14 protein-coding genes are annotated in these 16,223 nt (G+C 71.0%); 8 read left to right on the forward strand and 6 right to left on the reverse strand.

Annotation, left to right across the window (positions count from 1 at the left end; genetic code table 11):
- Nucleotides 1-35: 35 nt before the first annotated feature.
- The 5 genes from ACZ5PB_RS10340 (at nucleotide 36) to ACZ5PB_RS10360 (ending at nucleotide 5,034) form a co-directional block, all read left to right on the forward strand.
- Nucleotides 36-923 carry a hypothetical protein gene (locus tag ACZ5PB_RS10340; protein ID WP_468689613.1) on the forward strand — a complete coding sequence of 296 codons (888 nt, stop codon included), beginning with the start codon at nucleotides 36-38 and terminating at the stop codon, nucleotides 921-923.
- Entirely contained in the window at nucleotides 920-1,429 is a 510-nt protein-coding gene (locus ACZ5PB_RS10345) for a hypothetical protein (RefSeq protein WP_468689614.1), read from the forward strand. The genes ACZ5PB_RS10340 and ACZ5PB_RS10345 overlap by 4 nt, the downstream gene beginning before the upstream one ends.
- Before the next feature lie 572 nt (nucleotides 1,430-2,001).
- Nucleotides 2,002-2,907, forward strand: coding sequence for an endonuclease/exonuclease/phosphatase family protein (locus ACZ5PB_RS10350; protein ID WP_468689616.1), 906 nt, complete (start codon nucleotides 2,002-2,004; stop codon nucleotides 2,905-2,907).
- 112 nt (nucleotides 2,908-3,019) lie between these two features.
- Nucleotides 3,020-3,265 carry a DUF2630 family protein gene (locus ACZ5PB_RS10355; RefSeq protein WP_468689618.1) on the forward strand — a complete coding sequence of 82 codons (246 nt, stop codon included), beginning with the start codon at nucleotides 3,020-3,022 and terminating at the stop codon, nucleotides 3,263-3,265.
- A 176-nt stretch (nucleotides 3,266-3,441) separates the two neighbouring features.
- Complete coding sequence (locus ACZ5PB_RS10360) at nucleotides 3,442-5,034, forward strand: alpha/beta fold hydrolase (protein WP_468689621.1); 1,593 nt, start codon at nucleotides 3,442-3,444, stop codon at nucleotides 5,032-5,034.
- Nucleotides 5,035-5,098: 64 nt separating this feature from the next.
- On the opposite strand, the gene ACZ5PB_RS10365 is transcribed toward ACZ5PB_RS10360, so the two are convergent.
- From ACZ5PB_RS10365 to ACZ5PB_RS10385, 5 genes are all read right to left on the reverse strand, one after another.
- Entirely contained in the window at nucleotides 5,099-5,929 is an 831-nt protein-coding gene (locus ACZ5PB_RS10365; RefSeq protein WP_468689622.1) for a DUF8189 domain-containing protein, read from the reverse strand.
- Between the two features lie 117 nt (nucleotides 5,930-6,046).
- Complete coding sequence (locus ACZ5PB_RS10370; RefSeq protein ID WP_468689624.1) at nucleotides 6,047-6,412, reverse strand: VOC family protein; 366 nt, start codon at nucleotides 6,410-6,412, stop codon at nucleotides 6,047-6,049.
- 28 nt (nucleotides 6,413-6,440) lie between these two features.
- On the reverse strand, nucleotides 6,441-7,253 hold the full coding sequence (locus ACZ5PB_RS10375) for a CPBP family glutamic-type intramembrane protease (protein WP_468689626.1): 813 nt from the start codon (nucleotides 7,251-7,253) through the stop codon (nucleotides 6,441-6,443).
- A gap of 132 nt (nucleotides 7,254-7,385) precedes the next feature.
- Nucleotides 7,386-9,479: a PhoX family protein gene (locus ACZ5PB_RS10380; RefSeq protein ID WP_468689628.1), complete on the reverse strand. Its 2,094-nt coding sequence runs from the start codon at nucleotides 9,477-9,479 to the stop codon at nucleotides 7,386-7,388.
- 231 nt (nucleotides 9,480-9,710) lie between these two features.
- Nucleotides 9,711-11,291: an MFS transporter gene (locus ACZ5PB_RS10385; protein ID WP_468689630.1), complete on the reverse strand. Its 1,581-nt coding sequence runs from the start codon at nucleotides 11,289-11,291 to the stop codon at nucleotides 9,711-9,713.
- A gap of 164 nt (nucleotides 11,292-11,455) precedes the next feature.
- On the opposite strand from ACZ5PB_RS10385, the gene ACZ5PB_RS10390 reads away from it, so the two are divergent.
- Nucleotides 11,456-12,262: a TetR/AcrR family transcriptional regulator gene (locus ACZ5PB_RS10390; protein ID WP_468689632.1), complete on the forward strand. Its 807-nt coding sequence runs from the start codon at nucleotides 11,456-11,458 to the stop codon at nucleotides 12,260-12,262.
- Here the strand turns inward: ACZ5PB_RS10390 and ACZ5PB_RS10395 are convergent.
- Nucleotides 12,259-12,675: a DUF6344 domain-containing protein gene (locus tag ACZ5PB_RS10395; RefSeq protein ID WP_468689633.1), complete on the reverse strand. Its 417-nt coding sequence runs from the start codon at nucleotides 12,673-12,675 to the stop codon at nucleotides 12,259-12,261. The two genes, ACZ5PB_RS10390 and ACZ5PB_RS10395, sit on opposite strands and share 4 nt — an antisense overlap.
- Nucleotides 12,676-13,217: 542 nt before the next feature.
- Between ACZ5PB_RS10395 and ACZ5PB_RS10400 the strand changes: the two genes are divergently transcribed.
- Nucleotides 13,218-14,402, forward strand: coding sequence for a VWA domain-containing protein (locus tag ACZ5PB_RS10400; protein WP_468689635.1), 1,185 nt, complete (start codon nucleotides 13,218-13,220; stop codon nucleotides 14,400-14,402).
- A gap of 80 nt (nucleotides 14,403-14,482) precedes the next feature.
- Nucleotides 14,483-16,093 carry a methionine--tRNA ligase gene (gene metG, locus ACZ5PB_RS10405; protein ID WP_468689637.1) on the forward strand — a complete coding sequence of 537 codons (1,611 nt, stop codon included), beginning with the start codon at nucleotides 14,483-14,485 and terminating at the stop codon, nucleotides 16,091-16,093.
- The last annotated feature ends 130 nt before the right edge of the window (nucleotides 16,094-16,223 follow it).

A 16,223-nucleotide genomic window follows, 5' to 3' on the forward strand; every position in this document is an offset into this window, starting at 1 on the left:
TCGCGCCCGCCCCTCCGCACGACTTGGCTGGGACCATGCGCCGCTTCCTGCCCGTACTCCTCCTCGCCCTGGCGGCCCTCCTCGTGCCGCTGACAGCCGTCGCCGTATGGGCGGACAACGAGATCGACGACACCGACCGGTACGTGGCGACGATGGCTCCGCTCGCCGACAACACCGACGTACAACAGGCCGTCGCCACCCGCCTGACCACCGAGATCATGACCAAGGTCGACCTGGGACCGCTCCAGGGCGGGGCCGGGCGGCTGCTCGGGGATGCGGTCCGGTCCTTCACCGGTACGGACGCGTACCAGAAGGCGTGGAACGCGGTCAGCCGCGCCACCCACGACGCCCTCCGCACCGCGCTCACCGCCCCCAAGGGCAGCGGTGACGCCCTCACCCTCGACCTGGCACCGGTCACCGAGGAACTCAAGGCGAAGCTCACGGCGGACCAGGTGCCGCTGGCCTCGCAGATCCCGGTCGTCCACACGGACATCACGCTCGTCACGACCGACAGCCTGGACTCCTGGCGCACCGCCTACGACTGGCTCGTACCGGCGGCACGCTGGCTGCCCTGGGTGGTGGCGGCACTCGCGGCCGCGGCGATCGCACTGGCGGTACGGGGCCGCCGCCTGCGCACCGTCGCCCTGACGGGCCTGGCCGCCCTCGCCGGGGCACTGCTCCTGGCCCTGCTGCTGGCGATCGCGCACAACCTCGCGCTGTCGCACCTCCCCGAGGACGTCGACCGCCAGGCGGCCGAGGCGGTGTACTCCGAGCTGACCGGGGCGCTGCGGACGACGGCCTGGGTGATGGGGGTGGCGGGGGCGGTGGTGGCGCTGCTCGCGTGGGGCGGGGCGTGGCTGGGCACTCGTTCGGACCACCTGCGTCGCGGGCGGGGCCGGGCGGACGCAGGGTGGTCGGCATGAAGATCACCCGCGCCGCCGGCGCCGCCGTTCTCGCCTCGCTCCTCGCCTTCTCCGTCTCCGCGTGCGGCGACGGGGACAAGTCGCCCTCCGACGTCGTCTCGAACGCCACCCAGAAGGCGGGTGACGTCGCCGCCAGTGCCACCGCGAAGGCCGGGGAGGCGGCCGAGAAGGCGAAGGAGGCGTATGCCTCCGCCTCCGCGTCAGCGGCGGCGAAGATCGACGAGGTCAAGAACGGCATGGACGCCAAGGGCGAGGTCAAGGTCGGCGAGGTCAAGACGGACGAGGACCGGAGTGCGGCGGAGGTGACGGCCTCCAACAAGCAGGACAAGACGCAGAGTTACGTGGTGCAGGTGAACTTCCGGGACGGTGGGGGGAATCTGCTCGACACGGTCGCCGTGACCGTCAAGGACGTGGCGGCGGGCAAGGAGGGTACGGCGGTGGCGACGAGCAATCGGAAGCTGGCGGGGGATGTGAAGGCGGAGGTGGGGAGGGCGGTGCGGCACTGAGGCGGGGGCCGGGGCTTCGCTGCGCGGGGCCATTCCCCTCCCCGCCCCTTCCCGAACTGGGGCTCCGCCCCAGACCTCGGCCCGTACGGCCGGGCGGGGGTGGGTGGGCTGCCGGCCCCCGGGGCTGGGCAGGTGGCGAGCCCGGCCACCGCCGGTGGTCATGTGCAGGTGTGTGCGTGGCTGGTCGCGCAGTTCCCCGCGCCCCTGGATGCCTGGGGGCGCGGGGAACTGCGCGAGCAACCACACTCGACCCGCAGGTAAAAAACCCTCGGCCCCGCGGCCAGCGGTTTAGGGAAGGGGCGGGGAGGGGCATCGCCCGCCGCAGGCGCGACACGCTCGGGCTCGCAGCGCCGCGCGGCGGCAGGCGCAAATCCAGCAGAGTGGAGAGTGGCATCGCCCGCCGCAGGCGCGACGCCGCTTCCCTTCGAGGGGGATCGGGGGAAGATGGCCGGGAGTGGGCAGCGTGCCCGGCTCGTTCGGGGAGTTGGTGGGGGGAGAAGTTGGAGACGCGAGTCGGCTTCGTCGGGGTGGGGCTAGGGGCCTCTCGGCGGGTTGCCGGGTGGGGGGCCGGGGTGCTCCTCGGCGGTATCGGCATCGTCCTCGCCTGCCGTGCCCTCGGCATCGATGCCATTACCCCCATCCCCCAACTCCTCGCGTTCCTCCCCTGGTTGCTCGTCCCATCGGCCTGCGCCCTCCTCCTCGCCGTCCTCGCCAGGAAGCCGCTCCTCATCGCCCTCGCCCTCGTGCTCACCGCCGTGAACGCGTGGTTCCTCCAGGCGTACGAGGGTGACGGGGCGGCGACACCCACCGGCCCCGTCCTCGCCCCGCTCCGCGTGCTGGCCGCGAATGTCGAGTTCGGGCGGGGGACGCCCGATCTCATCGCCGCCGTACGGCGCGAGAAGCCGGATCTGGTGTTCGTTCCGGAGTGCGACCCCGGCTGCGCGCGCTCCCTCGCCGCCGAGTACCCCTTCCGCAAGGTCGTCGAGGCGCACGGCGCGGAGGGTTCCGCGATCCTCAGCAGGTATCCGCTGCGGCCGGCCGACGGCATCGCCTCCACGCTCGCCATGCCCGGCGCGGTGGCCGTCGTACGCGGCCAGGAGGTACGGGTGCAGCTCGCGCACCCGCTGCCGCCGGTGCCGAGCCGGGTGAGGAAGTGGCGTTCCGAACTGGCGGCGATCCGGGCGTACGCCGCCGGGGCCGACGGCCCCACCCTCGTCGCGGGCGACTTCAACGCCTCGCAGGACCACGCCGCGTTCCGGCAGATCCTCGACGCGGGCGCCGGCCTGCGGGACAGCGCCGCGCTGGCCGGGGCCGCCCGTACGCCGACCTGGCCCGCGAAGACCGCACCCGTCCTGGGGACGCAGATCGACCACGTGCTGGTCAGCAGGGAGTTCGGGGTGCGGGCAGTGCGGTTCCTGGACCTCGCGGGAACGGACCACCGGGCGGTCCTCGCCGATCTGGAGCTGCACGCCCGGTGACCCCGGCGCCCGCCCGCCCGACCGACCGACCGACCCGTCCGGATGCGCCCCCACCGGCCGTCGCCCACCCTGGAGAGGACACCCCGGGCGCGACCGAGAGGACATCCACCCCATGGACACCCCCGAGATCATCGGCCACATCGACGGACTGGTCGCGGAGGAGCACGAGTTGCGCGGTCGCGCCACCGGCGTGCCCGGGCTCAGCGGCGAGGACAAGGCGCGGCTGAAGGACCTTGAGGTTCAGCTGGACCAGTGCTGGGACCTGTTGCGCCAGCGGCGGGCCAGGACCGAGTACGGAGAGAACCCGGACGAGGCGGCGGTCCGGCCCGCGGGCGAGGTCGAGGGTTACCTCGGCTGAGGAACGCCCCTTCCCAGCCCCTTCCCAACCCCTTCCCAACCCCTTCCCAGCCCCTTTCCCCGCACAGGCCCCCGTCCGGCCCCTCCCCGGGTGCGCTCCCCGCCCACCCCGCCCAAGCTGGCCGGGATACGTACAGTGTCAGGATATGTACGGCAGCGGGGAAGGGGTCCGGCACAGTGGCAGCACAGAGGCACGCGCGCACGGCAGGACGGCGTGCTGCCGCCCTGGCCGCCACTCTCGCCCTCGCCGTCTCCCTCACCGCGTGCGGCGGCGACAACGGTGACGGCGGCGGCAGCGACAGCGGCAGCGGCAGGAAGAGCGACGGACCCGTCTCCGCCCCGCCGCCGCCCCCCGTCGAGGCCCCCCAGGCCGACTGGGAGGACTGCCCGCTCACCGGCCAGCCCACCCGCGAGTGCGCCACCCTCAAGGTGCCCGCCGACGCCGCGAAGCCCGATGCCGGGACCACCGCCCTCGCCGTGTCCCGCATCCCCGCCACCGACCGCAAGCGGCGGATCGGCGTGCTCGTCGTCGATCCGGGCGGGCCCGGCCTCCAGGGCAGGTACACCGTGGCGAACCTGCTCCCGCCGCAGTTCCGCGCCCTGTTCGACATCGTCGGGTACGACCGGCGCGGTTCGCACGCCTCCACCCCGGACGTCGACTGCGGCGAGCCGGGCGAGGCCGTCGAGAAGCTCCGCGAGGGCGACTCCCTCGTACCCAGGTCCGTGGACCTCGCGGCCGTCACCGCCGAGGTGAAGAAGTACGCGGGCGCCTGCGAGAAGAAGTACGGGCCGCTCACCGGCCACCTCGGCACCAAGTCGGTCGCGGCCGACGTCGAGGCGATCCGCAAGGCGCTGGACGAGGACAGGATCAGCCTGCTGGGCATCTCGTACGGCACCCTGCTCGGCCAGCAGTACCTGGCCGCCCACCCCGACCGGGTCCGGGCCGCCGTGTTCGACGGGGTCGCCGATCCGGACCGTACGGGTCCGGTCGAGGCCGTGAGCAGCGTGATCGACCTGGAGGACGCGAGCAGCGCCCGCGACAAGAGCGCCAAGGTGCGGCAGGCCGAGCAGGTCCGGGCCGCGCTGAGCGGGTTTCTGCCCTGGTGCAGGGGGGCGGGGCCGGCCGAGTGCGCGCTCGCCGAGAACCCGCAGGTGGCGGTCGACGCGGTGTTCGCCAAGTCGCCCGGCCTGGTCAAGTCGGTCAACGCGGTGGCCTACGACCCGGCGGTGTGGCCGGAGTTCGCCCGCGCCGTCGACAAGGCCCTGGACGGCGGGGCCGGTTCCGACGCCGACCTGAGGAAGATCGCCGAGCGCAAGCCGCCCGCGGACCTCGCCGCCGTACTCAAGCCGTCGCCCCCCAGCCTCGCCTTCGACCTGGCCAACAAGTGCACGGACTTCCGCTGGCCGCAGGGGACCGAGCTGCTTCTCGACGAGGTCGCCGCCGCCGCGAAGGCCGCCGGCAACGAGGCGGCGGGCCCCTCCGTCGCCGCCGACTTCGCCCCGTGCGCGGCCTGGCCCGGCACCGGTTCACCGCTCGGCGCCATCAAGGCCCCGACCGGGCCCCGCCCTCTGATCGTCAACACCGAGAAGGACCCGCGCACCCCGCTCGCGGGCGCCGAGAAGGTCGCCGCCCGGCTGAACGCCCCCGTCCTGAAGGTCGGCGGCGACCTCCACGGCGTCACCACGCAGGGCAACTCCTGCGTCCAGACGGTGCTGGTACGGGTCCTGGTCGACGGCGTGGTCCCCAAGCCGGGCAGCTGCCCGGCCTGACGCCTCACGTGCGGGGCTCACGTGCGGGGCTCACGTGCGGGCCTCGCATGCGGCAGGTCCCGTCTCAGAAGCCGAACCTCCGCGCCCAGAGGGCCGTCCCCCCGCTGCCCCGGTGGAACAGCGCCAGCTTGCCCGGTCCCGGGGAGGCCACCGCCGTACCGTTGTAGGCGACGCCTCCCATCGGCTCCCAGCCGGACCAGCCGCCCGCGAACCACTTGTGGTGGACCCCGCGGTCCAGGCCGGTGTGGAAGAGGTCGAGGCGGCCCCAGCCCCAACTGGCCACCGAGGGAGCGTCGTTGGTGATGCCCTGCATGTTCTCCCAGCCGGGGTACCAGCCCCTGCCCGCGTCGAACCACTTGTGCCAGATCGCGCGGTTGCCGAAACCGACGCCGAAGACGTCGATGCGGCCAGGACCCCAGCTCGCTGCGGCCAGACCGCCCTGGAACTCACCGCCCAGGTTCTCCCAGCCGTTCGACCACACCCCGTTCTCGTACCACTTGTGGCCCATCGAGAGCCCGCTGCCGGTGCCCACCTTGAAGAGGTCGATCCGGTTCGGGCCCCAGGAGCAGACGGCGATCGGCCACTGCGACTGGCAGTCGAAGCGCTGGAAGCCGGTCCACGGGGTGGCCTTGAGCGAGTTGTAGGTGTTGCGGTGGCCGGAGTTGAGGAAGACCTCGATGTTCTCCTGGCGCAGCGAGACCACCGCCGGGGGGATCCCGAGCGTGGCGGGCGGGCCCAGCGCCTCCCAGCCGGCGGCGGACCACGGGTCGGCCTTGCGGACGACGGCGAAGTTGTCGCCCACCGAGAAGAGTTCGACCCGCCCGTACTGCCGGCCGCACGCGGCGGGGTAGCCGCTCACCCGTCCCGGGACTTCCCACCAGTCGGTCCAGCCCATCCGAAACCACCGCCCTGAGCACGCCTGCCTGAGTACCCGGGGTCCATGGACCCACAGCAGAAGCGATCGTTTCTAGCCCTGCGGGGGCGTATTTCCGCGCCCCGCTCGGCGTCCCGCTCAAGGGCCTTCGATGAGGATGAGGCCGTTGCCGTCCGGGTCCCGTACGCCGAACATCGGCGGCACCCCCGGCCCCATCCGCAGCACCTCCGCATCCGTGTCGACGCCCCGGGCGCGCAGATCGGCGTGGTCGGCGTCGGCGTCCCGGGTCGTCAGGCGGATGCCGGCCGGTACCCCCTCGGGAACGAGGGCGATCGTCGTCGTCGCCCCGGGCGGCGCCACCTCGATCCAGCGCCCGTTGCCGAACGGCGCGTCCCTGCGGACCTCGAAACCGAGCTCCTCGACGTAGAACTCCAGCGCCTTCTGCTGATCGGTGACGGTGATCCCGACCGTGGCCACCTGTGTGATGCGAGCTGACTTGCTCATCCCGTGCCTCCGCTTCTTGTTCCTGGGTTCACCGGGTCAGACTGCGCCGGAGGGCGAAACTCATCGCCGGCCCGCCCAGTGCGAACGGCAGCCCGCCCAGCGCCAGTACGCCGAACAGCGTCTGATCGGACACCTCGAAGGACGCGCCGTCGCCGACGAACAGCTGGGCGACGGTCTGGTAGGCGACGTGGAATCCGATACCGGCCGCGATGTCGCCGGTGACCGAGCGGAAGAAGCCGAGTACCAGCGCGAAGACGAAGAAAATGAGGAGCCGGTCCGGGGTGGTGGCCGCGCCGAGGACGAAGCCGAAGAGCACGAACAGCGCTGCCTGCGCCGTGTTGACCTGCCAGAACCGGATCCCCTGGACGCCGGCCAGGTTGGACTGGAGGTAGCCGCGGAAGACCAGTTCCTCGGGCAGCGCCTCGTACAGGAAGACCAGCACGACCAGCAGCGCGGCGTGCAGCAGGATGCCCGGCACGGAAGCGGTCGGGGTGATCCGGACCCAGCCGAAGGCGAGGCAGAGCGTGAAGCCGAGGGCGGCGGGTGCGGCCCAACAGGCCATTCCCAGAAGGGTGTTGAGTGCGGCTTGGCGCGCGGTGCGTGGCAGGCCGAGTTCGGGCCAGGGGCGGCGATCCAGCAACCGCCATGCCGCCAGGACCGCGGGCACCACCAGCACGGTGGTCAGTACGGCGCGCAGGGCGTGGGTGGGACGGCTGTACGTGCGCCCGATCGGCGCTCCGTAGAAGACAAACCACCACAGGGCCAGCGCCATCGCGAAGACGGTGAGGACGCGCAGGGGGAGGGGGAGACGGGGGCGGGGGTCCTCGGGGTCAGTGGCCATACGGCCCCTCCGGGTCTCCGGGTCTCTCCGGTTGTCTCCAGGTCTCTCCGGGCGGGTGCGGGCGGGCGCCGAAAAGGGCTGTGCCCGTACCTCGTTCATGCTGATCGAGGTACGGGCAGCCCGCAAGGGCAACTACACGCCGATGTCGCGGCCGTCCTTGCGCCAGACCGAGACGACCGCCGGGCGGACGTACCTGCCGGGGCCGTCCGGCCAGGCGGAGGAGGGCTTCTCGACGGAGGCGCCGTCGGTCTCGCCCGGGTGCTGGACGGCGACCAGTACGCGCTCGGACTGGATCAGCGGGCCGCAGGTCTCCGCGCCGACGGGAACGGTGAGGAACTGCTTGAGTTCGCCCCGTCGGGAGCCGGAGACCGCGACGCCGAACAGGCCGTCGTGGGAGCCCAGCTTGTTGCCGTCGGTGGAGATCCACAGGTTGCCGTGCGGGTCGAAGGCGACGTTGTCGGGGCAGGAGATCGGGGAGACCCGGTCCTTGGGGAAGCCCGCGAAGTAGGTGGCGGGGTCGTTCGGGTCGCCCGCGACGAGGAAGAGGCCCCAGGCGAAGCGGGTGGCCGACGGGTCGTTGCGGTGCTCGGCGAGTTCGAGGATCTGGCCGTGCTTGTTGGCGTTACGGGGGTTGGCCTCGTCGGCGCCGGGCTTGCCCGCCTTGCCACGGTCGGTGTTGTTGGTGAGGGCGACGTACACGCGGCCGGTGCGCGGCGAGGGCTCGACGTCCTCCGGGCGGTCCATCTTCGTCGCACCGACCTTGTCACCGGCGAGGCGGGTGAACACGTACACCTCCTCGGCAGTCATGCCGGGGACGTGCGACGTGTTGCCGGTGGCCAGCGGGATCCAGGTGCCGCTGCCGTCGAACTCGCCGTCGTTCGGGAGCTTGCCGGTGCCGTCGATCTCCGTCGTCGGGGAGTCGCCGGTGAGCTTGGCGACGTACAGCGTGCCCTCGTCGAGGAGGGTGAGGTTGTGCTCGCGGGCCGCGCGCGAGTTGCCGCGCTTCATCCGCTTCGACGAGACGAACTTGTAGAAGTAGTCGAAGCGCTCGTCGTCACCCATGTAGACGACCGGGCGGCCGTCGTCGGTCAGGCGCGGCTGGGCGGCCTCGTGCTTGAAGCGGCCGAGCGCGGTGCGCTTGCGGGGGGTCGAGTCCGGGTCGTACGGGTCCAGCTCGACGACCCAGCCGTGGCGGTGGGACTCGTTGGGCTCCTGCTTGACGTCGAAGCGCTTGTCGAAGCGTTCCCACAGGCGCTCGGTGGCGCCGGAGCCGATGCCGTAGCGCTTGTCGGTGGGGCTGGAACCGTTGGCGAAGTACTGGTTGAAGTTCTCCTCGCCGTGCAGCGTGGTGCCCCACGGGGTGGTGCCGCCCGCGCAGTTGTTGAAGGTGCCGAGGACCTTGGTGCCGGTCGGGTCGACGGAGGTGCGCAGAAGCTTGCTTCCGGCGGCGGGGCCGGTGAGGCGGAAGCGGGTGGTGCCGTGCAGGCGGCGGTTGAGGTGGTGGCGGGGGACGGCGGTGAGGCCGTTGCCGCGGCGCGTCTCCTCGACGACCACGACGCTCAGCCCGTGCGCGGCGAGGGCGATGTCGAACTGCTCGCGGGTCGGGTTCTTGGCGTCGTACCCGCGGAACATCAGGTTCTCGTCGGTGTACTCGTGGTTGGCGACCATCACCTGACGGCCGCGCTCACCGCGGAGCGGGAGCAGCGAGAGGAAGTCGTTGTTGTAGCCGAACTGTCCGGCCTGCGCCTTCGCCGTCTGGTTCTCCGGGTCGAATGCGGGGGCGCCGCGCAGGATCGGGTCGCCCCAGCGGATCACGATGTTCTGGGTGTAGCCGTCCGGGACGGTGACCTTGTCGTCGGTGTTGGGGGCGACCGGGGTGAAGCGCAGGCCACGGGCAGCCTTGTCCTTGCTGCCGTTTCCGCCGTGGCCGCCGTGCCCGTTGCCCTTGCCCTGCGGGGTGTCCTGCGGGCCGGGGGCGGCGACCGCCTGGGGTGCCTGGGCCGTCACCAGCGCCGTACCGGCGGCGGTCGCGACCGTCACGACGGCCGCCGCCCGCATCATCGAACGGCGGGACAGCGCCCCCGCGATGACATCTCCGACGTATTCGTTGTCGCTGGTGTTCGGGACTTCCTGGAAGCAGGCGTCTCCACAGCGGTAGCGGCACGTCAGCGCGGAGCGCGCGCCCCCGTGCGACGACGGGTTGAGCAGCGGCAGCAGGTTGCGCACGGTCGGTCCCCTCCGATGAGTTTGGCTTTCGGCGGTGACAGTAGGTGCCCGACGAGGTGCGGCCGGGGCACTGCGGATGAACGACGGGTGAAGTCCAGCCGACTGGAAGACCTGGGCGCGCGGCGGGCGTGCGACGGGTGTGCGACGGGGGTGGAAAACCCCTCGGCCCGGGACCGTGGTGCGGTCCCGGGCCGAGGGGTTTCGTGACGAGAGCAGCTGGTCGTACGGGGCTCAGCGGCCCGCGCCCGCCAACTCCTGGCCCGTCTCCTTCCCTGCGGCCTGCGCGTCCTGCGTCTCCTGTTGCTCTGCCGCGCCCTTCTTGCCGTCCCGCATCATCACGAAGGCCAGTACCGCCGCCGCGACCACACCGGCCGTGCTGATCAGGAACGTCGTGCCCATGCCCGAGGTGAAGGCCTCCCTGGCCGTCCGGGCCAGTGCGCCGTCCCCGGTCCGCGCCGCCAGCGCCAGCGCCTCGCTGATCGAGTGGCGGGCCGCCTCGGGGGCGGAGTCGGGCATCGAAGCCGCGTAACCGGTGGTCAGGATCGAGCCGAGGGCCGCGACACCGAGCGCCGCACCGGCCTGCTGGATGGTGTCGTTGAGTGCGGAGCCGACACCGGCGTGCTCCTGGGGGATGGCGCCCATCAGCGCGGTGATCGCGGCCGGCATGGCCAGACCCGCACCGGCACCGACGGCGACCATGCCGGTGGCCAGCACGGCGAAGGAGTCACCCGGGTTGAGCGAACCGAGGAGCAGGAAGCCGCCGGCCAGGACGAGCAGCCCGATCGCGGCCATCGCCCGGTTGCCGATCTTCTGGCCGAGGGTGGCGCCGATGCCGTTGAAGGCGAGTGCGGCGACCGCCATCGGGATGAAGGAGGAGCCGGCCTCGGTCGGGGAGTAGCCGAGCACGAACTGCACGTACTGGGTGACGACCAGCAGCAGACCGCCGTTGCCGACCTGCACCAGGGTGAGCGAGAGGCTGCCGCCCGCGAAGTTGCGGTCCTTGAAGAGCCGCAGCGGAACCATCGGCGATTCGGTCCTCAGCTCCCAGACGACGAACGCGGTCAGCCCGACGACGGCGATGACCAGCGAGACGAGGGTGGAGGTGTGCGAAAGGCCGCCCTTGGGAAGCTCGTTGATCGTCCAGACCAGCGCCACCATGCCGACCACGGAGAGCACCGCACCGACCGGATCGGCCTTCTTCCAGGGGCCCTTGGACTCCGGCATCAGGACGACCGCGGCGACGATGGCGAGCACCGCGACGGGGATGTTGATCAGGAAGACCGAGGACCAGCCGAAGTGGGTGACCAGCGCACCGCCGAGCACCGGGCCGCCGATCAGACCGAGCATCGAGACCGAGCCCCAGACCGCCATCGCCTTGCGCAGCTCGTCCGCCTGGAAGACGGTCATCAGGATGGAGAGGGTGCTCGGCATGATCAGCGCGCCGCCGATCCCCATCACCGTACGGGCGGCGATGAGTTGGACCGGGTCGGCCGCGAACGCCCCTGCCAGTGAGGCGAGTCCGAAGAGCGCGAGACCTATCATCATCAGCCGCCGCCGGCCGAACCGGTCGGAGAGGCTGCCGGAGGTGAGCAGCAGCCCGGCGAAGACCAGGATGTACGACTCCAGCACCCACTGGATGTCCTGCGGGCTCGCCCCGAGGTCCTCGGAGAGGGCCGGTACGGCGACGGTGAGCGCCATGTTGTCGATGACCAGCACCAGCGTGGCCAGGCAGAGCACCATCAGGATGATCCAGCGCCGCGGATCGCGGGCCACCTGCCCCGCGTCCTGTGCGGCCGACTTCAGCTTCTCCATGACCAACCTCCGGTGTGTGCCGCCCTGTTCGAGTGAGGCGTACGACGTGCTCTCGATGCGAACACTGTACGCACGGCGCACGGTGTACGCAAGACGCAAACGTCGTGCGCTAACGTGGGGGCGCAGGCACAGGCAGCGCAGGCATACGAGAGGGCGGCCCGGTCATGGCAGCAGAGAAGACAACGCCGAAGTCAACGGAGATCGCGTCCGTGTGGACGCGCCCGCGCCCCAAGCAGCGGGAACAGCTGAGCCGGGACCAGATCGTCGCGGAGGCGGTGCTCCTGCTGGACGCCGACGGCATCGAGTCCTTGAGCATGCGGAAGCTCGGCACCCGTCTGGGCGCCGGCGCGACATCCCTCTACCGGCATGTCGCCAACAAGGACGAGCTCATCGAGCTGGTCGTGGACGAGATCTATGGAGAGCTCGAAGTCCCGGCGGTGACCGGGGAGTTGGGCTGGCGGGAAGCCACTGTCCGCAGTGCCTACAGCGTGCGGGCGATGGCGCTTCGCCACCCGTGGATGGCGTCTGTGCTGGGTCAGGTGGGTCTGGTCCACCTGGGGCCGAACGTGATGCGTATGACGGAGCGGCTGGCCGATGTCATCGGCTCCGCCGGATTCTCCGGCGACGAGGCCGACATGGCCCTGAGCACGGTCTTCTCGTACGTCATCGGGTACGCGACCAGCGAGGCCGCGCAGCTTTCGTTGGTGGTACGCAGTGGCATGAGCGAGCAGGAGTGGATCGAGAACCTGCTCGGCGCCTCGGCACAGGCCACGGAGGATCTTCCGCGACTGCGGGAGGGGCAGGACAACTACCGGGGGAAGACTCCCGAGGAGGTCCGGGGGGAGAAGTTCGACTACGGACTTCAGCGGGTCCTGGACGGACTGGAGGTCCAGCTCGGGACGTTCTCTGCGGGTACGTCTGCGGATACATCCGCGGGTAAGTCTGCGGGTACGTCCGCGTCCGGGGCCTAGGCCGCTGCGGCGAGGTCGGCACGGGTGAGGGTGTCGGCACCGAGCGCGCTGTCCGTGCCGTGGGCACCGTTCGTACGGTCGAGGGCCGGGACCTGACGGACCGACGGGGAGCCGCCGTGCGCCTCGGCACGGATGCGCTGCTTCATGGTGGGCGGCACCGAGCGCGTCAGGCCGTCCGCCGACCAGCGTGCGGAGGCCGGGGCGTCGGCGGTCGCGCCTCCGCCCGGTGTGAGCAGCCGTTCCAGGAGGGACGGCGCGGCCGGGGTCTTGGCCGGCGACTGCTGCGGCGCGTCGGCCGGGCCGCCGGTGGTGGTGTCGGCGGGGGCGGTGCCGGCGGACGCCGGGGCGACGAAGCCCAGGGTCGCGAGGAGCGCGACAATCGCGCCGATCAGAGCGGTCCACATCGTCTTCATGACATGACTCCTTGAACGGGTCGGAGCAAGCAGGCGGAACAGGTCTGCACGGTTTCCGGGATGTCCGGTTTTCGTACTTTCCTTATGATGCGGACGACGCACACGAAGGCACGGACCGCCACTCCGATTCGCAGTTCTTCGGACAAACCCCACCCGTACGGCCCTATGGAGGGCTAGAAACGTGGGTGCCCGGGGCCACGGAAGCCACTGCTCCGGCCGGTTGAACGCGGCCGCTAACCTTACGTGTCACCCCTGGTCAGGGATCAATCCCGCCAGTCATGGACATACAACGCACCCCACTCACTCTCACTCGAAAGGCCTCGCACATGGGCATTCGGAGCTTGCTGCGCAAGGTGTTTGGCGGCCGGTCGGAGCAGCACTCGGACCAGAACCACGAGTCGTCCACCCCTTCGGTCCCGTCCCAGACCGAGCGCACGCAGAGGGCCGCGGAGCCGGCCGATGCCCCGAGCTCGGCGAACTCGCCTTCTACTGAGCCGAGTTCGGAGCGCGCCGGACAGGAAAGTGGCCTGGCGGCCGACCTGGTGGCAGAGGCCTTCGACAAGCCGAAGCAGAGCGTGCCACCCCAGCCGACCGCCAAGGACAAGGAACCGACTCCCGAGCCGGAACCGGTAACTGCCCTGATTCCGGACCAGGTTGAACCAGAAACGGCAGCCGACGCGGAGACGAGGCCGGAGGCCACACCCGCCCCCCAGCCGGTGGCTGCCACCGCGGAGGAAGAGCCGGTCGCCGAGCCGGTGGTGGCGGAAGCGGAAGCCGAGGTCACGCCCGAGCCCGTGGCTGCCGCCGCCGAACCGGAGCCGGTCGTCACACCCGAGCCCGTGGCTGCGGAAGCAGAGGCCGAGGTCACGCCCGAGCCCGAGCCCGTCGCGGTGGAGCCCGAGCCGGAGCCTGTCGTCGTGGCCGTCGAGGAAGAGCCCACCGCCGAGACCGTGCCGGTCGCCGAGACCGTGCCGGTCGCCGAGACCGTGCCGACCCCGGAGCCGGAGCCCGTGGCCGAGCCGGTCGTCGAGGCCGAGCCCGTCGCCGGCGCCGCCTTCAGTGCCGCGCAGGTCAAGGCTCGTGGCGCCAAGGTCTCCGGGGCCTACCGGGCCGCCGGGGCCGCGCTCAAGAAGGCGGGGGCCGAAGGAGTCCGGGCGCGGGTGTACCTCGTGCTCGACCGGTCCGGGTCCATGCGGCCGTACTACAAGGACGGCAGCGCCCAGAAGCTCGGCGAGCAGGCGCTCGCGCTCTCCGCGCACCTCGACGAGAGCGGCGTCGTCCCGGTCGTCTTCTTCTCGACCGACATCGACGGCACCGGCACGATCACCCTCGACGACGCCGAGGGGAAGATCGACGAGCTGCACGCCTCGCTCGGGCACATGGGGCGCACCAGCTACCACCGTGCGATCGAAGAGGTCGTCGAGCACTACGAGAAGAGCAAGGGGGAGGGCGAGTACGAGGGCCCCGCCCTCGTCGTCTTCCAGACGGACGGCGCCCCGGAGGCCAAGGGCGCCGCGACCGCCGCGCTCGCCGAGGCCGCCGGGCTGCCGATCTTCTGGCAGTTCGTGGCCTTCGGCGACACCGACGCCAAGGGCTTCGACTACCTGCGCAAGCTGGACGTCCCGAACGCCGCCTTCTTCCACGCGGGCCCCGCCCCCGCCGACCTCACCGACGCCGCCCTCTACAAGGGCCTGCTGGCCGGTTCGGCGGAGTGGCTCAAGGGCTGACGCACCCGTTCCGAGTCCCCCCGGGCGCCCTCACCAATACACAGGTGAGGGCGCCTCCCCGTACCACTTAAGATTTCTGCATGGCGGCCACAGAAATCGAGAAGCAGGGATCGGCGGCGTACTACGTCACGACCCCCATTTACTACGTCAACGACGCTCCTCACCTGGGCCACGCCTACACGACCGTCGCAGGCGACGTGCTCACGCGCTGGCACCGTCAGCGCGGCGAGAAGGTGTGGTACCTCACCGGCACGGACGAGCACGGTCAGAAGATCATGCGCACTGCCGAGGCGAACGGGGTCACGCCCCAGGAGTGGTGCGACAAGCTCGTGGAAGAGGCCTGGAAGCCTCTCTGGGAGCACCTCAACATCGCGAACGACGACTTCATCCGCACGACCGAGAAGCGTCACACGGACCGCGTCCAGGAGTTCGTACAGGACCTGTACGACAAGGACGAGATCTACAAGGGCGGCTACGAGGGCCCGTACTGCGTGGGCTGCGAGGAGTACAAGCTCCCGGGCGATCTGATCGAGGCGGAGGACGGGACCAAGCTGTGTCCCATCCACAAGAAGCCGGTCGAGATCCTCAAGGAGGAGAACTACTTCTTCAAGCTGAGCGAGTACGGCCCGAAGCTCCTTGAGTTCTACGAGGCCAACCCGGGCTTCATCCAGCCGGAGTCCGCGCGCAACGAGGTCGTGAACTTCGTCAAGCAGGGCCTCCAGGACCTGTCGATCTCCCGGTCCACCTTCGACTGGGGCGTCCCGGTGCCGTGGGACGACAAGCACGTCATCTACGTGTGGGTCGACGCCCTGCTGAACTACGCGACGGCGGCCGGCTACGGCTCCGACGAGGAGAAGTTCAAGTCGGTCTTCCCGGCCGACGTGCACCTGGTCGGCAAGGACATCCTGCGCTTCCACGCGGTGATCTGGCCCGCGATGCTGATGGCGCAGGGCCTCCCGCTCCCCGGCAAGGTCGTCGCGAACGGCTGGCTGATGGTCGGCGGCGAGAAGATGTCGAAGTCGAACCTGACCGGCATCAAGCCGCAGGACCTCACCTCGCACTTCGGCGTGGACGCCTACCGCTGGTACTTCCTGCGCGCGATCACCTTCGGCAGCGACGGCTCGTTCTCGTGGGAGGACTTCTCCGCCCGCTACACCTCCGAGCTGGCCAACGACTACGGCAACCTCGCCTCGCGCGTGGCCGCCATGGTCGGCAAGTACTTCGGCGGCACGCTGCCCGCCGGTGACGCTTCGGGCGACGCCGAGAAGGCCGTGCAGGAGGGCCTCGCGAAGGCCGTCGCCGAGGCCGACCGGCTGATCGGCGACGAGCAGGACTTCCAGGGCGGCATCCTGGCGATCTTCGACTTCGTGAAGCAGGTCAACGGCTACATCACGGAGCAGGAGCCGTGGAAGGTGGCCAAGGACGACAGCGAGGAGGGCCGCGCCCGCCTCGCGACCATCCTCTACACCTCGGCCGAGTCGCTGCGCGCCATGGCCGTACTGCTGAACGCGGTGATGCCGGAGACGTCCCAGAAGCTGTGGGACTCGCTCGGCGCGGAGGCCGCCGGGCTGGGCGCGCTCGCCGCGCAGAAGGTGCAGGACGCCGGCAACTGGGGTCAGCTCCCGGCCGGCGCGACGGTGACGAAGGGTGCGGTGCTGTTCCCGCGCCTGGAGGAGCCGAAGAAGGACTGACGCGGGCAGGCTTCGGCCGGCTACGGGGAGAGGGCCGTCGGCCCTGCGCATCGTGCGCGGGGCCGACGGCCCTCTCTGCTCTTCCTCGCTTTCTCCGCAAGTACGGACATCTCGACTGCCGCCAAGTCCC

Source organism: Streptomyces sp. NPDC032721, from assembly GCF_055579625.1.

What these genes read in the sequence shown, in the direction of transcription:
- ACZ5PB_RS10390 (WP_468689632.1), top strand. Translation starts at nt 11,456, where the DNA reads ATGGCAGCAGAGAAGACAACGCCGAAGTCAACGGAGATCGCGTCCGTG.
- ACZ5PB_RS10340 (WP_468689613.1), top strand. Translation starts at nt 36, where the DNA reads ATGCGCCGCTTCCTGCCCGTACTCCTCCTCGCCCTGGCGGCCCTCCTC.
- ACZ5PB_RS10365 (WP_468689622.1), bottom strand. Translation starts at nt 5,929, where the DNA reads ATGGGCTGGACCGACTGGTGGGAAGTCCCGGGACGGGTGAGCGGCTAC.
- metG (WP_468689637.1), top strand. Translation starts at nt 14,483, where the DNA reads ATGGCGGCCACAGAAATCGAGAAGCAGGGATCGGCGGCGTACTACGTC.
- ACZ5PB_RS10355 (WP_468689618.1), top strand. Translation starts at nt 3,020, where the DNA reads ATGGACACCCCCGAGATCATCGGCCACATCGACGGACTGGTCGCGGAG.
- ACZ5PB_RS10375 (WP_468689626.1), bottom strand. Translation starts at nt 7,253, where the DNA reads ATGGCCACTGACCCCGAGGACCCCCGCCCCCGTCTCCCCCTCCCCCTG.
- ACZ5PB_RS10385 (WP_468689630.1), bottom strand. Translation starts at nt 11,291, where the DNA reads ATGGAGAAGCTGAAGTCGGCCGCACAGGACGCGGGGCAGGTGGCCCGC.
- ACZ5PB_RS10395 (WP_468689633.1), bottom strand. Translation starts at nt 12,675, where the DNA reads ATGAAGACGATGTGGACCGCTCTGATCGGCGCGATTGTCGCGCTCCTC.
- ACZ5PB_RS10345 (WP_468689614.1), top strand. Translation starts at nt 920, where the DNA reads ATGAAGATCACCCGCGCCGCCGGCGCCGCCGTTCTCGCCTCGCTCCTC.
- ACZ5PB_RS10370 (WP_468689624.1), bottom strand. Translation starts at nt 6,412, where the DNA reads ATGAGCAAGTCAGCTCGCATCACACAGGTGGCCACGGTCGGGATCACC.